At 61.5% G+C, this 17,185-nt stretch carries 18 protein-coding genes; 7 read left to right on the top strand and 11 right to left on the bottom strand.

What is annotated here, in order from left to right:
- The first annotated feature begins 402 nt into the window (after positions 1-402).
- From ACE3SE_RS02035 to ACE3SE_RS02015, 5 genes are read left to right on the top strand one after another with little or no spacing between them, the layout of a single operon-like run.
- Complete coding sequence (locus tag ACE3SE_RS02035; protein WP_374553608.1) at positions 403-1,182, top strand: 5-oxoprolinase subunit PxpA; 780 nt, start codon at positions 403-405, stop codon at positions 1,180-1,182.
- Positions 1,163-1,459 (top strand): acetyl-CoA carboxylase, encoded by a 297-nt coding sequence (locus ACE3SE_RS02030; protein WP_374553606.1) that lies wholly within the window; start codon positions 1,163-1,165, stop codon positions 1,457-1,459. The genes ACE3SE_RS02035 and ACE3SE_RS02030 overlap by 20 nt, the downstream gene beginning before the upstream one ends.
- Positions 1,456-2,880 (top strand): acetyl-CoA carboxylase biotin carboxylase subunit, encoded by a 1,425-nt coding sequence (locus ACE3SE_RS02025; RefSeq protein WP_374553604.1) that lies wholly within the window; start codon positions 1,456-1,458, stop codon positions 2,878-2,880. The genes ACE3SE_RS02030 and ACE3SE_RS02025 overlap by 4 nt, the downstream gene beginning before the upstream one ends.
- A complete protein-coding gene (locus ACE3SE_RS02020; RefSeq protein WP_062791158.1) occupies positions 2,877-3,752 on the top strand; it encodes a 5-oxoprolinase subunit B family protein in 876 nt (291 codons plus the stop codon). The genes ACE3SE_RS02025 and ACE3SE_RS02020 overlap by 4 nt, the downstream gene beginning before the upstream one ends.
- Complete coding sequence (locus tag ACE3SE_RS02015; protein ID WP_374553602.1) at positions 3,742-4,719, top strand: 5-oxoprolinase subunit C family protein; 978 nt, start codon at positions 3,742-3,744, stop codon at positions 4,717-4,719. Before ACE3SE_RS02020 ends, ACE3SE_RS02015 begins: the two co-directional genes overlap by 11 nt.
- Positions 4,720-4,722: 3 nt before the next feature.
- Here the strand turns inward: ACE3SE_RS02015 and ACE3SE_RS02010 are convergent, their stop codons facing one another.
- From ACE3SE_RS02010 to ACE3SE_RS01975, 8 genes are all read right to left on the bottom strand, one after another.
- Positions 4,723-5,898, bottom strand: coding sequence for a GGDEF domain-containing protein (locus ACE3SE_RS02010; RefSeq protein ID WP_374553600.1), 1,176 nt, complete (start codon positions 5,896-5,898; stop codon positions 4,723-4,725).
- A gap of 190 nt (positions 5,899-6,088) precedes the next feature.
- The gene (locus ACE3SE_RS02005; RefSeq protein ID WP_374553599.1) at positions 6,089-7,537 is read right to left on the bottom strand and encodes an efflux transporter outer membrane subunit; all 1,449 of its coding nucleotides are present in this window, start codon (positions 7,535-7,537) and stop codon (positions 6,089-6,091) included.
- Positions 7,534-8,418, bottom strand: a complete 885-nt coding sequence (locus ACE3SE_RS02000; protein ID WP_231588783.1) for an efflux RND transporter periplasmic adaptor subunit — start codon at positions 8,416-8,418, stop codon at positions 7,534-7,536. Before ACE3SE_RS02000 ends, ACE3SE_RS02005 begins: the two co-directional genes overlap by 4 nt.
- Entirely contained in the window at positions 8,418-8,621 is a 204-nt protein-coding gene (locus ACE3SE_RS01995) for a DUF1656 domain-containing protein (RefSeq protein ID WP_045845065.1), read from the bottom strand. Before ACE3SE_RS01995 ends, ACE3SE_RS02000 begins: the two co-directional genes overlap by 1 nt.
- On the bottom strand, positions 8,618-10,705 hold the full coding sequence (locus tag ACE3SE_RS01990) for an FUSC family protein (RefSeq protein WP_374553596.1): 2,088 nt from the start codon (positions 10,703-10,705) through the stop codon (positions 8,618-8,620). The genes ACE3SE_RS01995 and ACE3SE_RS01990 overlap by 4 nt, the downstream gene beginning before the upstream one ends.
- The gene (locus ACE3SE_RS01985) at positions 10,702-11,199 is read right to left on the bottom strand and encodes a MarR family winged helix-turn-helix transcriptional regulator (RefSeq protein WP_231588784.1); all 498 of its coding nucleotides are present in this window, start codon (positions 11,197-11,199) and stop codon (positions 10,702-10,704) included. The genes ACE3SE_RS01990 and ACE3SE_RS01985 overlap by 4 nt, the downstream gene beginning before the upstream one ends.
- Positions 11,200-11,223: 24 nt before the next feature.
- On the bottom strand, positions 11,224-11,433 hold the full coding sequence (locus tag ACE3SE_RS01980) for a hypothetical protein (protein ID WP_374553595.1): 210 nt from the start codon (positions 11,431-11,433) through the stop codon (positions 11,224-11,226).
- Positions 11,414-11,824: a glycine zipper domain-containing protein gene (locus ACE3SE_RS01975; protein WP_045845067.1), complete on the bottom strand. Its 411-nt coding sequence runs from the start codon at positions 11,822-11,824 to the stop codon at positions 11,414-11,416. The genes ACE3SE_RS01980 and ACE3SE_RS01975 overlap by 20 nt, the downstream gene beginning before the upstream one ends.
- Positions 11,825-12,008: 184 nt before the next feature.
- Between ACE3SE_RS01975 and ACE3SE_RS01970 the strand changes: the two genes are divergently transcribed.
- Positions 12,009-13,016, top strand: coding sequence for a potassium channel family protein (locus ACE3SE_RS01970; RefSeq protein ID WP_231588785.1), 1,008 nt, complete (start codon positions 12,009-12,011; stop codon positions 13,014-13,016).
- 16 nt (positions 13,017-13,032) lie between these two features.
- Here ACE3SE_RS01970 and ACE3SE_RS01965 read toward each other — a convergent pair whose 3' ends face one another.
- Positions 13,033-14,610, bottom strand: coding sequence for an EAL domain-containing protein (locus ACE3SE_RS01965; protein ID WP_374553592.1), 1,578 nt, complete (start codon positions 14,608-14,610; stop codon positions 13,033-13,035).
- Positions 14,611-14,952: 342 nt separating this feature from the next.
- Complete coding sequence (gene ppnP, locus ACE3SE_RS01960; protein WP_062786251.1) at positions 14,953-15,264, bottom strand: pyrimidine/purine nucleoside phosphorylase; 312 nt, start codon at positions 15,262-15,264, stop codon at positions 14,953-14,955.
- A gap of 131 nt (positions 15,265-15,395) precedes the next feature.
- On the opposite strand from ppnP, the gene ACE3SE_RS01955 reads away from it, so the two are divergent.
- Positions 15,396-15,995: a hypothetical protein gene (locus ACE3SE_RS01955; protein ID WP_374553590.1), complete on the top strand. Its 600-nt coding sequence runs from the start codon at positions 15,396-15,398 to the stop codon at positions 15,993-15,995.
- Here ACE3SE_RS01955 and ACE3SE_RS01950 read toward each other — a convergent pair whose 3' ends face one another.
- Complete coding sequence (locus ACE3SE_RS01950) at positions 15,996-17,147, bottom strand: HD-GYP domain-containing protein (RefSeq protein WP_045845070.1); 1,152 nt, start codon at positions 17,145-17,147, stop codon at positions 15,996-15,998.
- Between the last annotated feature and the right edge of the window lie 38 nt (positions 17,148-17,185).

The following is a 17,185-nucleotide window of genomic DNA, read 5'->3' as shown; positions in this document are numbered from 1 at the left end:
GGAGAGGTCCAGGCCCAGGTGGGAGGGGAAGCGCAGCTGGTAGGGGTTGGGCATGAAGGCGTCCGGGCGGGTTGATGACATTGGCAATCATCAAAGCGCTTGTGGTGGCAGGCCAATCAGATGGGGAGGAGTTTGTTTGGGGAAAGGTCGAAATTCGGTATCAGATGCATGAGCCGACGATGAAGCAGGCCTTTGCGAGCAGTGAAGCAGTTGCGGCAAGCTGCCTTGCGGTACAGCTAAAACAGCGTACAAGGCAAGGCATATGCGGTCGGACGCCCTGCTCTGTCTGGCTGCCTGGCGGTATCAAAATAATTGATGGGACACCATCAAAATTTAAAACTTCCCCCGCCTGTTCACGCTGCCTAGGGTGTCGGTCTGACTCACTCTCAGACAGGAGCACACATGTACAAACAGGTAATCGACCTGAACGCCGACATGGGGGAAGGCTTTGGCCCATGGCAGATTGGCGACGGGGACGACCGGCACATCATGCCGCTGATCAGCTCGGCCAACATTGCCACCGGTTTTCATGCCGGCGACCCGGCCACCATGGCCAGCAGCGTCAGCCTGGCCAAGGCACATGGCGTTGCCGTGGGCGCCCACCCTGGCTATCGCGACCTGGTGGGCTTCGGGCGGCGCAGCATTCAGGTCAGCGCACAGGAACTGGTACAGGACGCGGTGTACCAGATTGGTGCCTTGCAAGCCTTCCTGCAACTGGAAGGCATGGTCATGCAGCATGTCAAACCGCATGGTGCCCTGTACATGACGCTGGCTGCCGATGAAGCGCTTTCACTGGCATTCCTGCAGGCAGTCCAGGGACTGTCGTCGCAACTGGCGGTGTATTGCATGGCTGGTTCCGCCACGCATCAGGCCGCGCAGGCACTGGGCGTGAAGGCAGTAGGCGAATTCTTTGCCGACCGGGATTATGACGCCAGCGGGCGGATTGTATTTACCCGCCGGATGGGACGGCTCTCCCCGGCAGCTGTGGCCGACAAGGTGATGCTGGCCTGCACGGAAGGCCTGGTTGATACCGTGGATGGCCAGCGCATTCCGGTCGACTTCGATTCCATCTGCATTCACAGCGACACCCCCGGCGCGCTGGAACTGATCCGCACCACCCGTGACCGTCTGCTACAGGCTGGCATCACCCTGCGCGCACCGCATGAGCAAGCCATTGGCTGAGGCGGACCACAACACCCTGTTCAAGGACAAGCACATGACTGAACACCTGATACTCGCCCCTCTGCCCGGCACTTTTTATCGTCGCCCGGCCCCGGATGCAGCGCCCTATGTGGAAGAAGGCAATCTGGTTGCAGCGGATACCGTCATCGCCTGCATCGAGGTGATGAAGCAATTCAACGAAATGACTGCCGAGCATGGCGGGCGCTTGCTCGCCTTTTTGCTGGAAGACGGCGATGCGGTCGATATCGGCCAGCCGGTGGCGAGGGTGGTGACATGACGCAGCCCATTGCCTTGCAACGTATCCGTCGCCTGCTGGTGGCCAACCGCGGGGAAATTGCGGTGCGCATCATCCGGGCTGCCCGTGAAATGGGCGCGCAGACCGTACTGGTACACAGCAGTGCGGACCGCAACAGTCTGGCCTGCCAGATGGCAGACCGGACTGTGGAAATCGGCCCGCCACCCGCCGCAAAAAGCTATCTGGACATTCCGGCCATTCTGGCTACGGCCCGCAATCAGGAAGTGGATGCCGTTCATCCGGGCTATGGTTTCCTCGCCGAAAATGCCGACTTTGCCCGTCAGGTAGAGGCCGCCGGGCTGATTTTTGTCGGCCCGACGGCAGACACCATCGCGCTGATGGGTGACAAGGCCCGGGCCCGCGCCATGGCACAGGCGGTTGGCGTTGCCACCGTACCGGGCAGCGCCGGCGCACTGGCTGACGTGGTGCAAGCCATGGGCATGGCGAAAGAAATCGGCTATCCGCTGATGATCAAGGCCGTAGCCGGTGGTGGCGGCCGCGGCATCCGTGTGGTGGAACATGCCGAAGCGCTGCATGCGGCGTTTGCCGCTGCGCAACGGGAAGCGCTGGCGGCCTTTGGCGACGGGCATCTTTATCTGGAGCGCTTCATGCCGCAGGCACGGCATCTGGAAGTGCAAATCCTGGGGGATGGCCAGCGGGTGATTCATTGCTACGAGCGTGAATGCTCCTTGCAGCGCCGCCGCCAGAAAATCATGGAAGAAGCACCCTCCCCCGCGCTGGATGACGCACAGCGCAACAGGCTGTGCCAGGCAGCAGTCCGGCTGGCGCAATCCGTGGCATACCGCGGGGCGGGCACAGTGGAATTCCTGTTCGATCAGGATGAGTTCCACTTCATTGAAATGAATACCCGCATACAGGTGGAACACCCGGTCACTGAAATGGTCACCGGGCTTGATCTGGTGCGTGAAATGCTGCTGATTGCCGACGGCCAGCCCTTGCGCTGGCAACAGCAGGACATCCGGCTGCGTGGTGCTGCCATCGAATGCCGCATCAATGCAGAAGACCCGCAGCGCAACTTCCTGCCCACACCTGGCAGCATCGAACAGCTGCAACTACCCGGCGGGCCGGGGGTGCGGGTGGACAGCATGCTTTACCCGGGCTGTGTCATCCCCCCCTATTACGACTCCATGCTGGCCAAACTGACCGTGTGGGATGAAGACAGGAAGCACGCACTCAGTCGCATGCGCCGGGCGCTGGATGAACTGCACATCAGTGGCGTTGCCCACACAAAAAGCTTGCACCAGGCCTTGCTGGCCGATGCCGACGTATGCGCCGCGCGCTATCACACCCGCTTTCTGGAGCACTGGCTGGCGCACTGGCCGGGCAGCACGGCAGACACGGTGGCAGACCCGCTGGTGCGTGACACCGGGAGAACCGCATGAGCATTCGCTACAGTTTTGGCGGCGACGAGTTCCTGTTTGCCGAGGTCAGCGAATCCATGTCGCTGACCGCCTGCTTCACCAGCATGGCCATCACCGGGCTGCTGCGCCAGCAACAATGGCCGGGGATTGTCGAAATATGCCCTGCCAATGCATCGTTCCAGCTGCGCTTTGACCCGGACATCCTGCCGGCCGCGCAATTGCTGCAACTGGTGCAGGAGCTGGAACAGGCGGTACAGGACAGCCCGCAGACACTGGACACCCGGCTGGTGGAAATACCGGTCTGGTATGACGACCCCTGGACGCTGGAAGTGGGGGCGCGCTTTCGCGAACGCCATCAGGACCCGCAATCCACCGATCTGCAATACGCCGCGCGCTGCAACGGTTTTGACTCGGTAGACGCCTTCATTGCTGCGCATAGCGGTGCACCGTGGTTTGTCTCCATGGTGGGCTTTGTCGCCGGCCTGCCCTTCATGTACCAGATGGTAGAGCGCGACCGCCAGCTGCAAGTACCGAAGTACCTGAGCCCGCGCACCGCAACCCCGCGCCAGACCATAGGCCACGGAGGCTGCTTCGCCTGCATCTATTCGGTGGCAGGTGCCGGTGGCTACCAGATGTTCGGCATTACCCCGGCACCGATTTACGACCCGCAGCAATCCCTGCCCTATCTGGCAGACAGCATGGTGCTGTTCCGTCCCGGCGATATTGTCCGCTTCAAGCCCATCGACCAGCAGCAATACCAGGCAGCCGTCCAGGCGGTAGCCGAGGGCAGCTTTCAGCTGGATATCTTTCCGGTCCGCTTCTCGCTGCCGGACTTCCTGGCCAATCCACAGGCCTACAATCTATCCCTTCCTGGAGGCCATCATGCACATTAAGGTCATCAAGCCTGGCCTCGCCACCTCGGTACAGGACGCAGGCCGCAACGGTCATTACCATCTGGGCATCCCGCCTTCCGGCGCGCTGGACCAGTATTCATTCCGCGCCGCCAACCTGCTGCTGGGCAATCCGGAAACCACGGCGGTACTGGAGTGCACGCTGCTGGGGCCGCAGCTGCAATTCGGCGTGGACTGCCGCATTGCCGTGTGCGGTGCCGACATGCTGCCGCTGATCAACGGCCAGCCACAGGCCACCAATCAGGTCCTGTCCATTGCCGCAGGTGACATGCTGGACTTCCGCCCGGCCAAGGCCGGGGTACGGGCCTATCTGGCGGTTTCCGGTGGCATCGACGTGCCGACGGTGCTGGGCAGCCGCTCCACCTATACGCTGGGGACATTGGGTGGTTATCAGGGCCGATGCCTGCAGGCTGGCGACATGCTGATGCTGGGCCGATCAACTGCGGAGGCACCGGCGGGCCGCAACCTGCCACCCGCCCTGCGCCGGCCCTTGCCACGCCAGGCCACGGTGCGGGTGCTGCCCGGCCTGTATGACCACAGGCTGACGGCACAATCGGCTGAACGCTTCTATCAGGAGCCATGGACGGTGGCATCGGAATCCGACCGCATCGGCTACCGGCTCAAGGGCGGCTCACCCTTGCAATTCCGGCCACGGGAAGCACCCTTCGGTGCCGGGGCCGATCCATCAAACATCGTTGATGCCGGCTATCCGGTTGGCTCCATCCAGATACCAGCCGGCAAGGAACCCATCATCCTGTTGCGGGACGCGGTTTCCGGCGGCGGTTATGCCATGCTGGGCACCGTCATCAGTGCCGATCTGGACGTGGTGGGACAATTACCACCCAATCAGCGCCTTGCATTCAGCGCCGTTGACATGGATGAAGCCTTGCAGGCCAGACAGCAGGGGCAGGCAGCGCTGGAGCGTCTGCGAGCGGCACTGCAAGGCTGAGTGTCAGGCAGGCTGCGCCGCCTGCATCACCTGGTTGCGCCCTGCCTTTTTGGCCGCATACAAGGCCTGGTCGGCGTGGCGGTAAAGCTCGGTAAACGACATGCCCGGCTGCCATACCGCCAGCCCCATGCTGACGCTGTAAGGAATGCTGCCGCCCAGTGAAACCGCCGGTATTTCAGCAGCACGCAAGCGCAGGTTTTCCGCCATGGCCAGCGCTTGCGCCGGCTGCGTTTGTGGCAGCAACAGGGCAAATTCTTCGCCCCCCATGCGGCCGGTCACATCTGTTGGCCGCATGCCCTGACGCAACGACTCGCTGAATGTCAGCAACACCTGATCCCCTGCCTGATGGCCATGCCGGTCGTTGATCTGCTTGAAATGGTCCAGGTCCATCAATACCAAACACAATGGCAAGTTGCTGCCCTCAGCCTGCTGCAACAGCTGCATGCTGCGGCTTTCAAAACACTGACGGGTATTGAGTCCGGTCATGCCGTCGTGTTCCGCCCGCCAGGTGGCATCACGCAACAGGTACTCCTGCACCATGGCTACTGCCAGCATCGACAAGCCGGGCACCAGCGCCGCAGTCAGGCTCATGGAAAACACATTGGGTACGGTGGTGGCAAACAGGTCGCTGATATTGCCGAAGCCGCCACCGTAATAAACAGCACGCCCCAGATGCAGCAATGACGTCACGACACTACAGGCCGCACCCAGCCAGTACACCGTGGCGCGATGGCTGGCAATGCGGTGGCGGAACAACAGCCAGGCCGTGGCGGCAAACACGATGCTGATACCACCCGAGGCAATCACCACCCGCACCCGCATGCTGTCCAGCAGCAGGGTAAAGCCCAGCAAACCGGCGACACCGGCCAGCACCAGCAAGGCCAGTGGCCGGGTATGGCTGGGCCGGCCCAGAAAGCGCGCGCAACCGATGTAGAACATGCTGGCTGCCACCAGGCCAAGGCCATTGCTCAGCACCACACTGAAAATCAGCGGCAGCACCATGCGCAGGCCCAGCGCAGGCAGATAACCCAGCATGGCGGCATTGGCCAGCAGCCAGCTGCGGGTACCGGCGACGCCGGCTTTTTTCAATGACCACAGTTGTACGGTATTGCAGGCGCACAGCAATTCGGTGACCACAAAGACGGGTAACAGGATGGGAATGCTCTGAGTTACCGCCATTGAAATTCCAAACAGATAAAAATGATGTCAATGCTATGCCGTAGTGCACACCAGGCACAAGCGCATTTAAATTACAGCGCACATTTTCAAGCAATATGCGTACCTGGCAAACCGGGCGGACAAAAAAATGCCGGTAGTGGCTGCCAGACATAATGTGGCGGCCGCTACCGACATGGTGTTCTGCCCGTACTTAATGCTGATCCGGCTTTGCTACGCTGGCAGCATCTTCCCAGCCACCACCCAACGCCAGGAACAGATTGACCTGATCCTGTGCCAGCTGGCTTTCGGCCATGGCCACGGCCTGCTCGCCGCTGACCATGGTGCGATCAGCATCCAGACTGGTGAGATAAGGCGCGCGGCCCGCCTGGTACAAGCGGCGGTTTTGCGCCGCAGCTTCACGGGCATTGTCGCGCGCGCTGCGCAACAGCGTCAGGCGTTGCAAGTCCTTGGCATACAGGCTGAGGCTGGTTTCCACTTCGCGCAGGGCATTGAGCACCACGCCGTCAAAATGCGCCAGCGCCGCCGCATTGTCCGCCTTGGCTGCACGTACCCGCGCCATGCTGCCGCTGTCCGGAATGCTCCAGCTGATCAGCGGGCCAAAACCGAAGCGCTGGGTAGAGCGCTTGCCCAGGTCTTCGACAAAACCGGTAAAGCCAGCCGATGCACCCAGGGTGATGCTGGGATAAAGATCGGCCGTGGCCACCCCTATCATGGCGCTGGATTGCGCCAGACGGCGCTCGGCCTGCTTCACGTCCGGGCGGCGCGCCAGCAGCGCCCTGCCATCGCCCACCGGAATGGGCTGGGTCAGCTGCGGCTCTTGCGCGCAGGCCAGTGCGGCAGCGGGCAAGGCTTCAGCCGGTGCCTTGCCCAGCAGCATGGCCAGCCGGTAGCGCGCGGCATCCCGCTGCGCCTGGTAGGCTGGCAGCGCGGCATTCACGCTGTCGCGCTGCGCCTGTGCCCGCAGCACATCGGTGGCGGTCATCCGCCCTGCACTGGCCAGACGACGTGTCAGTTCCAGCTGCTTTTGCTGCAGGCCCAACTGTTGCTGTACCACCTGATAACCATGGTTGGCAGAGCAAATCTGCACATAGCTGCGTACGGTTTCGGCGGTAACGGTAATAGCTGCCAGGTCGCGCGCCGCCGCCACGGCCTCGCTATTGGCTTCTGCCGCCTGTTCGCCACGCTTGAGCTTGCCAAACAAATCCAGCTGGTAAGCCACACGAATGCCTTCGTCCCCCAGATTGGTCACCGGCAGCGGCTCTTCCAGCAGCATGCTCTGGCCCGATATGCGGGCGCGCTCGGCGGACGCCGACATCGCCGCATGCGGGCCGGCTTCGGCATTGACTTCACTGGCTACCGCCAGCGCCTTTTGCAGATTGGCACTGGCCACGCGCAAATCGGTATTGGCGGCCCGGGCCTGTTCCACCAACTGGTTCAGCACCGGGTCGTGATACAGCTGCCACCAGCGGCCGGCCACCGCCTGTGCGCTCGCCAGCTGGCCATCGGCATTGGCAAAACGGCCTTGTGCCGCCGGGCGCTGCATGGCGGCCTGCTCGGGCAGGCGGTAATCCGGGCCTACCGTGGTGCAGCCAGCCAGCACCGAGAGTACCAGCAGGCTGACGGGATAAAAGCGTTTCACTGCTGGCCTCCCTTGCTGGACACCACGGCCACGGTGGCGGTACGACCGGCAATCATGCGGAAGTCGGCCGGAATTTCATCCAGCGTCACCCGTACCGGAATGCGCTGCGCCAGCCGCACCCAGTTGAAAGTGGGATTGACGTTGGGCAGCAGGCTGGCACCGTTGCTGCGGTCGCGGTCTTCAATACCGGCGGCAATGCTTTGCACATGACCGCGCAGCTTGTGCGACTGACCCATGATCTGGATTTCCACCGGCTGGTTCACTTGCACACGGTCCAGCTTGGTTTCTTCAAAGTAACCGTCCACATGGAAGGAATGCGCATCCACCATGGACAGCACGGGCTTGCCGGTGCTGACATAGTCACCCACGCGCGGGGTGCGGTCGTTCAGGTAACCATCCACCGGGCTGCTCACCTCGGTGCGTTGCAGGTTCAGCCGGGCGACATCCAGCGCGGCACTGGCGGCGGCGACATTGGCTTCGTCCTGCTGCACGCGGGCATCACTCTGTTCGACGTTTTCACGCGCCACCAGGTCGCTCAGGCTGTGATTGCGCGCAGCTTCGCGCTTTGCCTGTGCCAGTGCCGCCTTTTGCAGCACCAGTGCCGCTTCGGCCTGTTTCAGCGCCAGCGTGTAGCGGGCATGGTCGATGACAAACAGCACCTGCCCCCGTTTGACCAGCTGGTTGTCATGTACCCGCACCTCGGTAATCAGCCCGGAGACATCCGGCGCAATCTGCACCACATCGGCACGTACATGGCCATCCCGTGTCCACGGTGCATTGGTGTAGTAATCCCACAAGTAGCGCCCCACCAGCACTGCAGCCACTACCGCAATCAGCGTCAGGGCCACCGGGCCCGCTTTTCCTGCCAGCTTTTTCATCATTACCATCCGCGAGTCAGCACGACGAATCCGCCGAGCACAATTACATACAAGGCCACGTTCAGTAGCGAACGGTGCCATACCAGTTTGTAGAAACCCAGCTGTCCCAGCACGGCGCGCAGCACGGCGGTGACGCCAAAGGCCAGCACCATCAGGATCAGCAGGCTGGGGAAATACACCCCGTAGATTTCGATTTCACCAATCACGGTGCAAGCTCTCCATGTTCCAGGGGCAAGGGGGCTGCCGGGGCAAAACTGCCGGCAGCGGGAAACAGGGTGATGCGCAATTCCACCAGCGCGTTAAGCACGGTCAGCACGGCGTGACTGCTGCGCTGGCCGCTGCCCAGTACCTGCCGCAGCGCGGCATCAATGTGTTGCAGCAGGCGGTCATCCGTCCGGGGGGCATGGCGCATGGCCAGCGCCTGACGGTAATGCACGGCCACATCGTCCAGCACCTTCTGCACACCGGCCCCGGCGCTATCCGGCAGCTTGTTTTCATCCCGTTGCAGGTGCAACACGCTGAAGCCGGTACGCAGTTCGCTGAACACCAATGGCAGCTGGTCATGCCCGTTGGCTGCCAGGCGGGGAATCAGCTGGCCCAGCCGGTCCAGCATGCGGGCAGTCAGTTGCGGGTAGTCACCCAGACCACGACCTGATGCCATGCGCGCCAGGTCGTGCCAGCTGGCGCGGCGCAGGCGGCGGATGGCCAGTTCGATGCCGAAGGGGCGGACCAGCAGGCTGAACAGCAGGGCGAAGGACACCCCCACCACAGTGGCGACGTTGCCGTTGAAGAAGGCGGTGAAGTCGGTATCGTAAGCGCCTTGCAGGCTGAGGAAGGTGGCGGTGTTCACCGTCAGCATCATGGCAATCATGGTGAATTGCGGCCGGGTGAACAGCGTGCCCACCAGCAAGAACGGGATGGCCAGCATGGCTACCAGCATCTCAAAGGTATAGGCAGCCGGAATCACCATGAACAACAGCACCGTGGTCAGCACGATGCTGACCAGCGCCCAGATCAGGAAGGTGCGCATCATCGGCGCGGGCTCATCCAGCGCAGCAAAGAAGCAGGAGGCAATGGCCGCCATGATGACCGCACCGGAACCATCGGTCCAACCCAGCTGTATCCACAGCTGCGAAGCAATGAAGATGGCCGCCGAGGCTTGCAGCGAGGAAAACGCCACCATGCCGTAGTCGAAATGGCGGGCGGTGCCACCTACCGGCCAGTGACGGTAGGCCGGTTTCCAGCTGAAAGTGGGGTGTTCTTCGGCCAGCAACTGCTGCAGCAGGCGGCAGTCCAGCCACAGGTTGATCAGCGACTGCAAACGCGCCAGCGCATGGGCCAGCAACAGCGACTGCCAGTCATCGCCACTGGCCATCTCCTGCTTGAGGCTGGCGAGGTCGCGCTGCAAACCCGGCACCGCCTTGCGGCATGCCTCCAGCCGGGGTTCGGCCATCCACTCGGCCACCCGCTGCATCAACACGCGCAAGCCTTCCGGCACACTTTCCCCCTGCTGCACCAGCGCCTGCCGGGTTTCGGTCAGCGAGGACAGAATGGGCAGCAACATGCTCATGCGGCCACGCAGCTCGCGCGCGTTCTTCACCATGGCAAAGCTGGTGGTGTCGTAGGACAAGTGGGAGATGAACTGGTCCAGCGCCAGAATATCCGCTGCCAGCTTGTGACGGCTGGCATGCATGGCCATCGGCTTGTCCTGTCCGCTCGTGGCACCATCCGGCAAGGCCAGCAATTCCCCGGCCCAGCTGCGGGCGTCCTGCATCCAGCTGTCGATCCTTGCCGAAATGATGGGAGCCACCTTGCCCGGCCACAGCAAGGCAGAGACAACACTGGCACAGACAATACCCAGCAGGATTTCCTCGCTGCGCGCCAGCGCCACATCAAAAATGCTTTCCGGGTTGTTCAGCGTCGGCAGTGCAATCATCGGCAAGGTGTAGGCCGACAGCATGAACAGATAGCTGCGCGGAGTGCGATCCAGCAGGGAAATGCTGAGCAGGCTGCCGGTCCACAAAGCCACGACCAGGCTGAGCAAGGTGGGTGCATTGACAAACAGGGGCAGCAGGATGACGGCAGCAGACGCCCCCAGCAAGGTGCCGCCAATGCGGTAAACCGCCTTGGAGCGGGTGGCACCGGTCAGCGGGTGTGACACCACGTACACGGTGGCCATGGCCCAGTACGGGCGCGGAAGCTCCAGCGCCATGGCAATGTACAAGGCCAGCATGGCCGCCAGGAAGGCCTTGGCCGAAAACAGCCAGTCACGCCAACTGGGCAGCTTCATGCTCTTTCCTGACCGGCCAGTGCCGCCAGTTCAGCCACCAGTTCCGGGCGCTGGTAGGCCGCATCCACCGCGGCAAAGACTCGCAGGGTGGCTTGCAGGTCGTCCGGCGAAATGTCCTTGAATACCAGCGCACGCAAGCGCACCAGCTCCACTTCTATCTTGTCGGTCAATGCCCTGCCCGCCTCGGTAAACCACAGGGTGTTGGAGCGGCGGTCCACCTTGTCCTTTTCGCGCCTTACCAGGCCATCGGCAGCCAGCTGGTCTATCACCCGCACCAGTGACGGCCCTTCGATGCCGATCTCCTCTGCCAGGGCAATCTGGTTGATTCCTTCGCCCAGCCGGCCAATAAAGATAAGTGCGGTGGCACAAGGCGCGGTCAGGCCATGGCCGAATACCACGTCCTGCGAAATATGCCGCCATTTGCGCCCGGCCTGCATGATGGCGCTGGTAATGCCAAGGCGCAGTAAGTCCACATTGTCCATAATGATTTGCATGTAAATGATTTGATTGCTAATCAATTATAGAAACAGCCGGGCATGGCGAGCAAGCAATTTCTGCATGCCGGGCAAAAGTTCCGTATCAATGACTGCACTTTCGCCCTGGTCCGTGCTGGCAACAATGGAAAAAGCCCCGAAAACTCGGGGCTTTTTCCGAAAACCAGTATTGCAAAAAGGCAGAGCTACTTGGAACTTGGTCCAGCGCTCACCATCAGTCACGCCAGTGCTCATCACCACGCCAACCACGGTCATGCCAGCCGTGATCACGCCATTCACGCTCATGCCAATGGCGCTCGCGTGCGCGCCAGTCATCATGCCAGTAAGCGGCGGGCGGCGGGCCGTAGCGCACCGGTGCCACATAGGCCACCGGCTGATACACCACCGGTGCCGGCGGCGGCGCACGGAAACGGCGCTCTTCATCACGCTGGTAGGCCAGGGCCGTGCCTACACTGCCACCCACGGCACTACCGATAATGGCCCCATTACGACCACCGATAGACTGGCCAACGGCGGCACCGACCGCACCACCCACGGCACCACCCAGAATGGCAGAGGCATCTGCATGGGCCAGTGAGCTGATAGACAGCGCCAGCAGCGCCGGAACTAGGATTCGGGATTTCATGACTGGACCTCCAGTGCGTTGATACACACTCAGCTTATCCAGCCGCAGGTAACGGCGTGTAAAACAGTGTGAAGAAGCTTTGCAAAATCACCAGTCCGACAACTTTGCTCACATCTGGGCCAGGCGGTAAACATGCCCGGTTCCGCATCACATCGCACAGCCGCAACCATGCCAAACAGCTATAATGCGCATTTTCCGGCTGCACCCCACCATCATGCGTCACAGCTTCCCGCGTAAAATGCTGTTCCTGAGCAGCCTGGTCTTTGCCGCCCTGCTGTTTGGCACTTCCGGCTACATGCTGATCGAGGACTGGAGCTTTTCCGACAGTCTGTTCATGACGGTGATTACCCTGGCCACCATCGGCTATGGCGAAACGCACAACCTCTCACTGGAAGGCCGTTACTTCACCATAGCGCTGATCGTGTTCGGCACCGGCGTGGTGGGTTATGGCATTTCCTCGCTCACCCTGATGCTGTTTCAGGGCGACCTGCCGCTTTATCTGAGACGAAAGAAAATGGAAAAACTGATTGCCCGCATGCAGGGCCACACCATTATTTGCGGCCTCAGCCATACCGGCCGTTATGCGCTGGAAGAACTGCTCAGCACCCAGCACCAGATCGTGGTGATAGAACGGGACGAAGCCAATACCGGCATGCTGCAGGAGCTGGACGTGCCATTTATTGTTGGCGATGCGGCAGAAGACGAAAACCTGTGCGCGGCTGGCATCACCCGCGCGCACGCGCTGATTTCCTGTCTGAGTGCCGATGCAGAAAACGCCTTCGTGGTGGTGACGGCCAAAAGCCTGAACAGCAAGATTCTGGCCGTGGCCAAGGCGGAGAATGAAAGTTCGCGCAAGAAGCTGCTGGCCGTGGGGGCCGACAATGTGGTGATTCCATCCCACCTGGGCGGCATGAACATGGCCAATATCGTGGCCCACCCGGAAACCCTGCACTTCTTTGAACATCTGCACCACCGCTACCCGAATCAGTTCCGCGCGCAGGTGCATGTGCTGGACGAACGCTGGGAAGGCCTGCCGCTGGAGCGCTTCCTGAAAGAGGGCTTCGATGGCAAGGCCATGGTGATTGCACTGGAACGCAGCCCGGGCGAGGTGGAGTTCTCGCCCGGCCCGGAAATCATCATGCACAGCGGGGAATCATTGCTGCTGATCAGCACGCAGAACCCGGCCAGCTAAGCGCGCAGCGCAGGGTTCAGTGCGTGCCGTTGGCTGCGGCAGCGGCCTCACGCGCAGCAGCCGCTGAACGGTCCTGGGTAATGCCGGAATACAGCCATTGGCGGAAATGGTTCAGCGTCATCGGCTTGCCGAAATAAAAACCCTGCAACAACTGGAAACCCTTTACCGACAGGTAGTTCTGCTGTCCCTGGGTTTCCACGCCCTTGACGATCACCTGCACACCCAGCTGGCGCGAGGTGAGCAGCAAGCCATCCAGGATATTGGCCTTGAAACTGTCCTTGCCCAGGGCCGAGACATAGCCCTTTTCCACTTTCAGGTAATCAAAACCCCAGCGCCGCAGGTAATTGCGGTCGGCATGCCCCAGGCCAAAATCATCCAGCGCCAGCTTCACCCCCAACTGGCGCAAGTCCTGCACCACGCGGTGTGTGACCTGATGCTCGGGCAAGGGAAAGCGCTCGGAAACCTCGAGCACCAGCACGGCCTTCTTCTCGCGCAATACCGCCAGTAGCAGTTTGCAGTCTTCCACCAGGTCCGGCATGCCAAGGTGCTCGGCGGCGATATTCACCCCCACCATGAAACCCGGCGGCAGCGCCACCGGCTTGAGCTCCTTGCAGACCCGGCGTAGCAGGTAACGCGTCAGTGGCACGATCATGCCGGCATCTTCCGCCGCCGGTATGAACAGATCGGACCGCACCGCCCCTTGCACCGGATGACGCCAGCGCGCCAGTACTTCCACCCCGACACACTCGCCCGATTCGGCGGTGACAATCGGCTGGTAGTGGGTAAAGAATTCGCGATTGCGTATGCCCTGGGCAATCTCCCAGGAACTGGTGTTGCGTGCCAGCTTGCGCCGCATCAGCGCCCAACCGAGCACCACCCCGGCAGCCAGGGCCAGCAGCATGGTATCCAGCCGGTGCAGCAAGGAGCGCTGCAACACCGTCCCCCAGCTTTCCTGCACCACCACATCCAGCGCGCCACCGGACAGGCTTTGCCGATGCAGCAGGCCGCTATCCGGCACTGCACCCACCTCGGCCACGCCATCTGCCAGGCTCAGGTATCGCGTGCCCCACACCAGCCCCACCTGCACCCCGCGGGTCCGGGTTTGCAGTTGCTCCAGCAGCGGCACGGCATTCAATTCCAGCACACTGTGACCATTGGCATGATGTGTCAGCACCAGGCCGTAGCCGCCACCCGGCACCTGTTGCAGCGACAGCTGCTGGGCCGGTACTGCCTCGGTACGGGATGGATTCGCACTGCAACGGCGACCATCCGCCCATTCACGCATGGCATGGCGGGCATGCGGCACGGATTGCACAATGGCGGCCAGCCCTGCCGACGCTGCCATGCAGCCGGCTTCTGCAGGAATGCCATCCATGCGCGTCAGCGCCATTTCACCTTGCGTCAGCTGCAATTCCAGCTGGCGTGCCGCGGATTCGGCCTGCCACTGCAGCTCGGATTTTTCCTGCACGATGGTTGCCAGCAATGCCAGCAGCCAGCCCGACAACAGGCACAGCGACACCGCGACGGTGTAAATCACCGCCGGTCTGGCAGACAAAACATGGCGCGACCACCACACGCTCACCCGCTTAAGCATTCAATTAATCCAGTCACCATAGTGTTTACGCCCGGGCAAGCAGCACACATACCTGCCGTGCCGTTGCTCTGCTTAATAGTCATCATAGCTGCTAATCCCCCTAACCCAAGGCAGGAAGGCGGCAAGGATACCCGCGGAAGCCATGCCGGGAAAGCCTGTTTTGCCTGCATGGACGGCCGGCAAATAATGACAAACGCAAAGCGCAGTGTAACGCAGGAAAGAAGGCCTGTAGTGCATCTCGTACAATTCGCGCGCCAGATCACCTGCTCACACAGTCAGCACCGACAGGCCAGAATGCAAAAACCCGGCAGCGCCGGGTTCGGGATGATGCGGTCGGCCAGATCAGCCGTAGTGACAAACGTAGTGCAGGGTTTCCAGCACTTCAATCTGGAAAGAGCTGTCAGCCGGCACATTGAAGCTTTGACCGCCTTCGTAGCTGATGGCCTCGTTACTACCTGCCAGCGTAATGCGGCACTTGCCTTCCAGCAGTTCCATGATTTCCGGCGCACCGGTATTGAACAGCAGCTTGGACGGCAGAATCACCCCGACCGACTTGCTGGTGCCATCTGCCAGCGTGATACTGTGGCTGACACACTTGCCATCAAAGTAAACATTGGCGCGCTTGGCGACGCTGACGTTTTCAAACTGATCCATGATCATCCTTTGTGTGTGTTTTTGTTATCAACAATAAATTGATCGGCTAGGATACCGGATTCCTGTCTGGCGGCAAGATGCAAACCGCCAACTTTACACTTACCGAGCCAACCGATCCGGAGTGGACACTCATGAGCATTCTCCAGCGCGGCGGCATGCTGCTGGCAGCCATCATGCTAAGCGCCTGCACTACCATGGCAGACCGCCTGCAAGGCAGCATTACGCCACCTCCCGGCTATGGCTATGTCATTGCCTCCCTGACCGCCAAGGCCTTTGACCAGGATTCTGCCAACGTCGGCCTGCATATCCAGGACCAGAACGGTGACACCATCGCCAACAGCCGTGCCAGCATGAATACCGATACGGTTTTTGGTGAGGAAGGCATGAGCCCGGTGGATGGAAAACTGTTGTTGCTGGCCCTGCCACCCGGCCACTACCAGGCATCCGACGCCTGGGGCAACTGGATAGAGGAATCCGGCTGGGGCAGCCAGTGGCGCTCGGTCACCCTGCCCATCCATGCCGGCTTTGACGTCACGGCAGGAAGCAGCACCTATCTGGGGGAAGTGTTTCTGGACCTGTCGATGCGGCCGGAACTCCGGCTGAGCAATCAGCAAAAACGTGACTTCGGCCACATGCGTCGGGTATGGAAGGTAAACAATCTGTCCGACATCCAGATCAAGCCGCTGCAAAAAGACTCCGCCTTGCCGGCAGCGTCGGCTGCCAGCCATTGACTACCCCAAACGTGAGGTCCACAAGCGGGTGAGATAAGCCGGTTTCACTGCTGCGGTGGCTGCGGCCACCGGCTCCACCACCCGGTAGGCGGGTTGGCGACTGTCCCGCAGCAGGACATCGGCGTAAGGCGGGCCATCTACCTTGCGCAATGCTGCCACGCGCGGCTGGTTTGCCTTTTCCCCGCTATGGGTCACCACACCGATTTCATGACTGGCCAGCCGGACAAAACTGCCCGGCGGATAAATCCCCATTTCCTTGATCAGCAAGGACACCAGCGCTGGCGGAAACTGCCCCAGCTCGCCGCGAAACAGGCTGGCCATCACCTGGGACGGCAACAGCGCGGCATCGCTGTAAAACTGCTCGCACAGCAAGTCCACCAGCCCCAGCAAGCGGGCATCCGGGTGGATTTCATCCGCATGCAAACCGGCCGGATAACCCTGCCCGTCGTCCTGCTCGTGATGGGTTTGCACCAGCAGGTGCCAATGCTCATCCGTCACGCCAGCCTCTCGCAAAATGGCAGAACCCAATACCGGGTGGGCCACCATTTCCTCCTGCTGCGGCAAGCTCATGGGCTGACGCTGGCTGGCCAGCTGGTTCAGCAACTGGCTGATTGCCACATTCATCGACAGGCCGGCACCGACCAGGCTTTTCAGCCTTGCCGGCTCCATGCCCTGCCGTCGCCCCAGCAGCGCCAGCAAGGTCGCCACCCGGAAGCTGTGCGACTTGACCGGCAGCAGAAACAGTGACGCCAGCATGCCATCGCGAAAACGCTGGGTCAGTTGTATCAGCTCTTCAGCCATGTCCTCCAGCCTGCCGGCGAGCCCCGGCACGGCCAAGCCGTGCAACAGCACCGCTTCCAGCCGTCCGGCCATGAACCCTGCCTCCACCAGCGGGTTTTTCGGACTGCTGGCCGCGGCTTCGCGTTCACGCTGGGCGGCGCGGTCCAGCCGCTCCCGCTCCAGGCGCACCGCCACCTCTTCCACATCGCCATGCGCCACGTCCATCAGGCGTTCGCGCTGCTCGGGGGTCAGGACGTAATGACCCTTCTTCAGCAGCAAAAAGCCGTTCTTGGCATAAACATCGACCGGGACTTGCTCACCCACGCGCAAAAAACGGCCGGGCAGCTTGATTCTGGAAGGAGGCTGGGACATGGTGATGACTGGAAACACGAATCTGGACTACAGTTTAG

Origin of the sequence: Aquitalea pelogenes, assembly GCF_041914625.1 — a bacterium.
In the GTDB taxonomy this organism is placed as follows: Bacteria; Pseudomonadota; Gammaproteobacteria; order Burkholderiales; family Chromobacteriaceae; genus Aquitalea; species Aquitalea pelogenes.
Note: the sequence above shows the minus strand (reverse complement) of the source record. Positions and strands in the feature narration are given on the sequence as shown.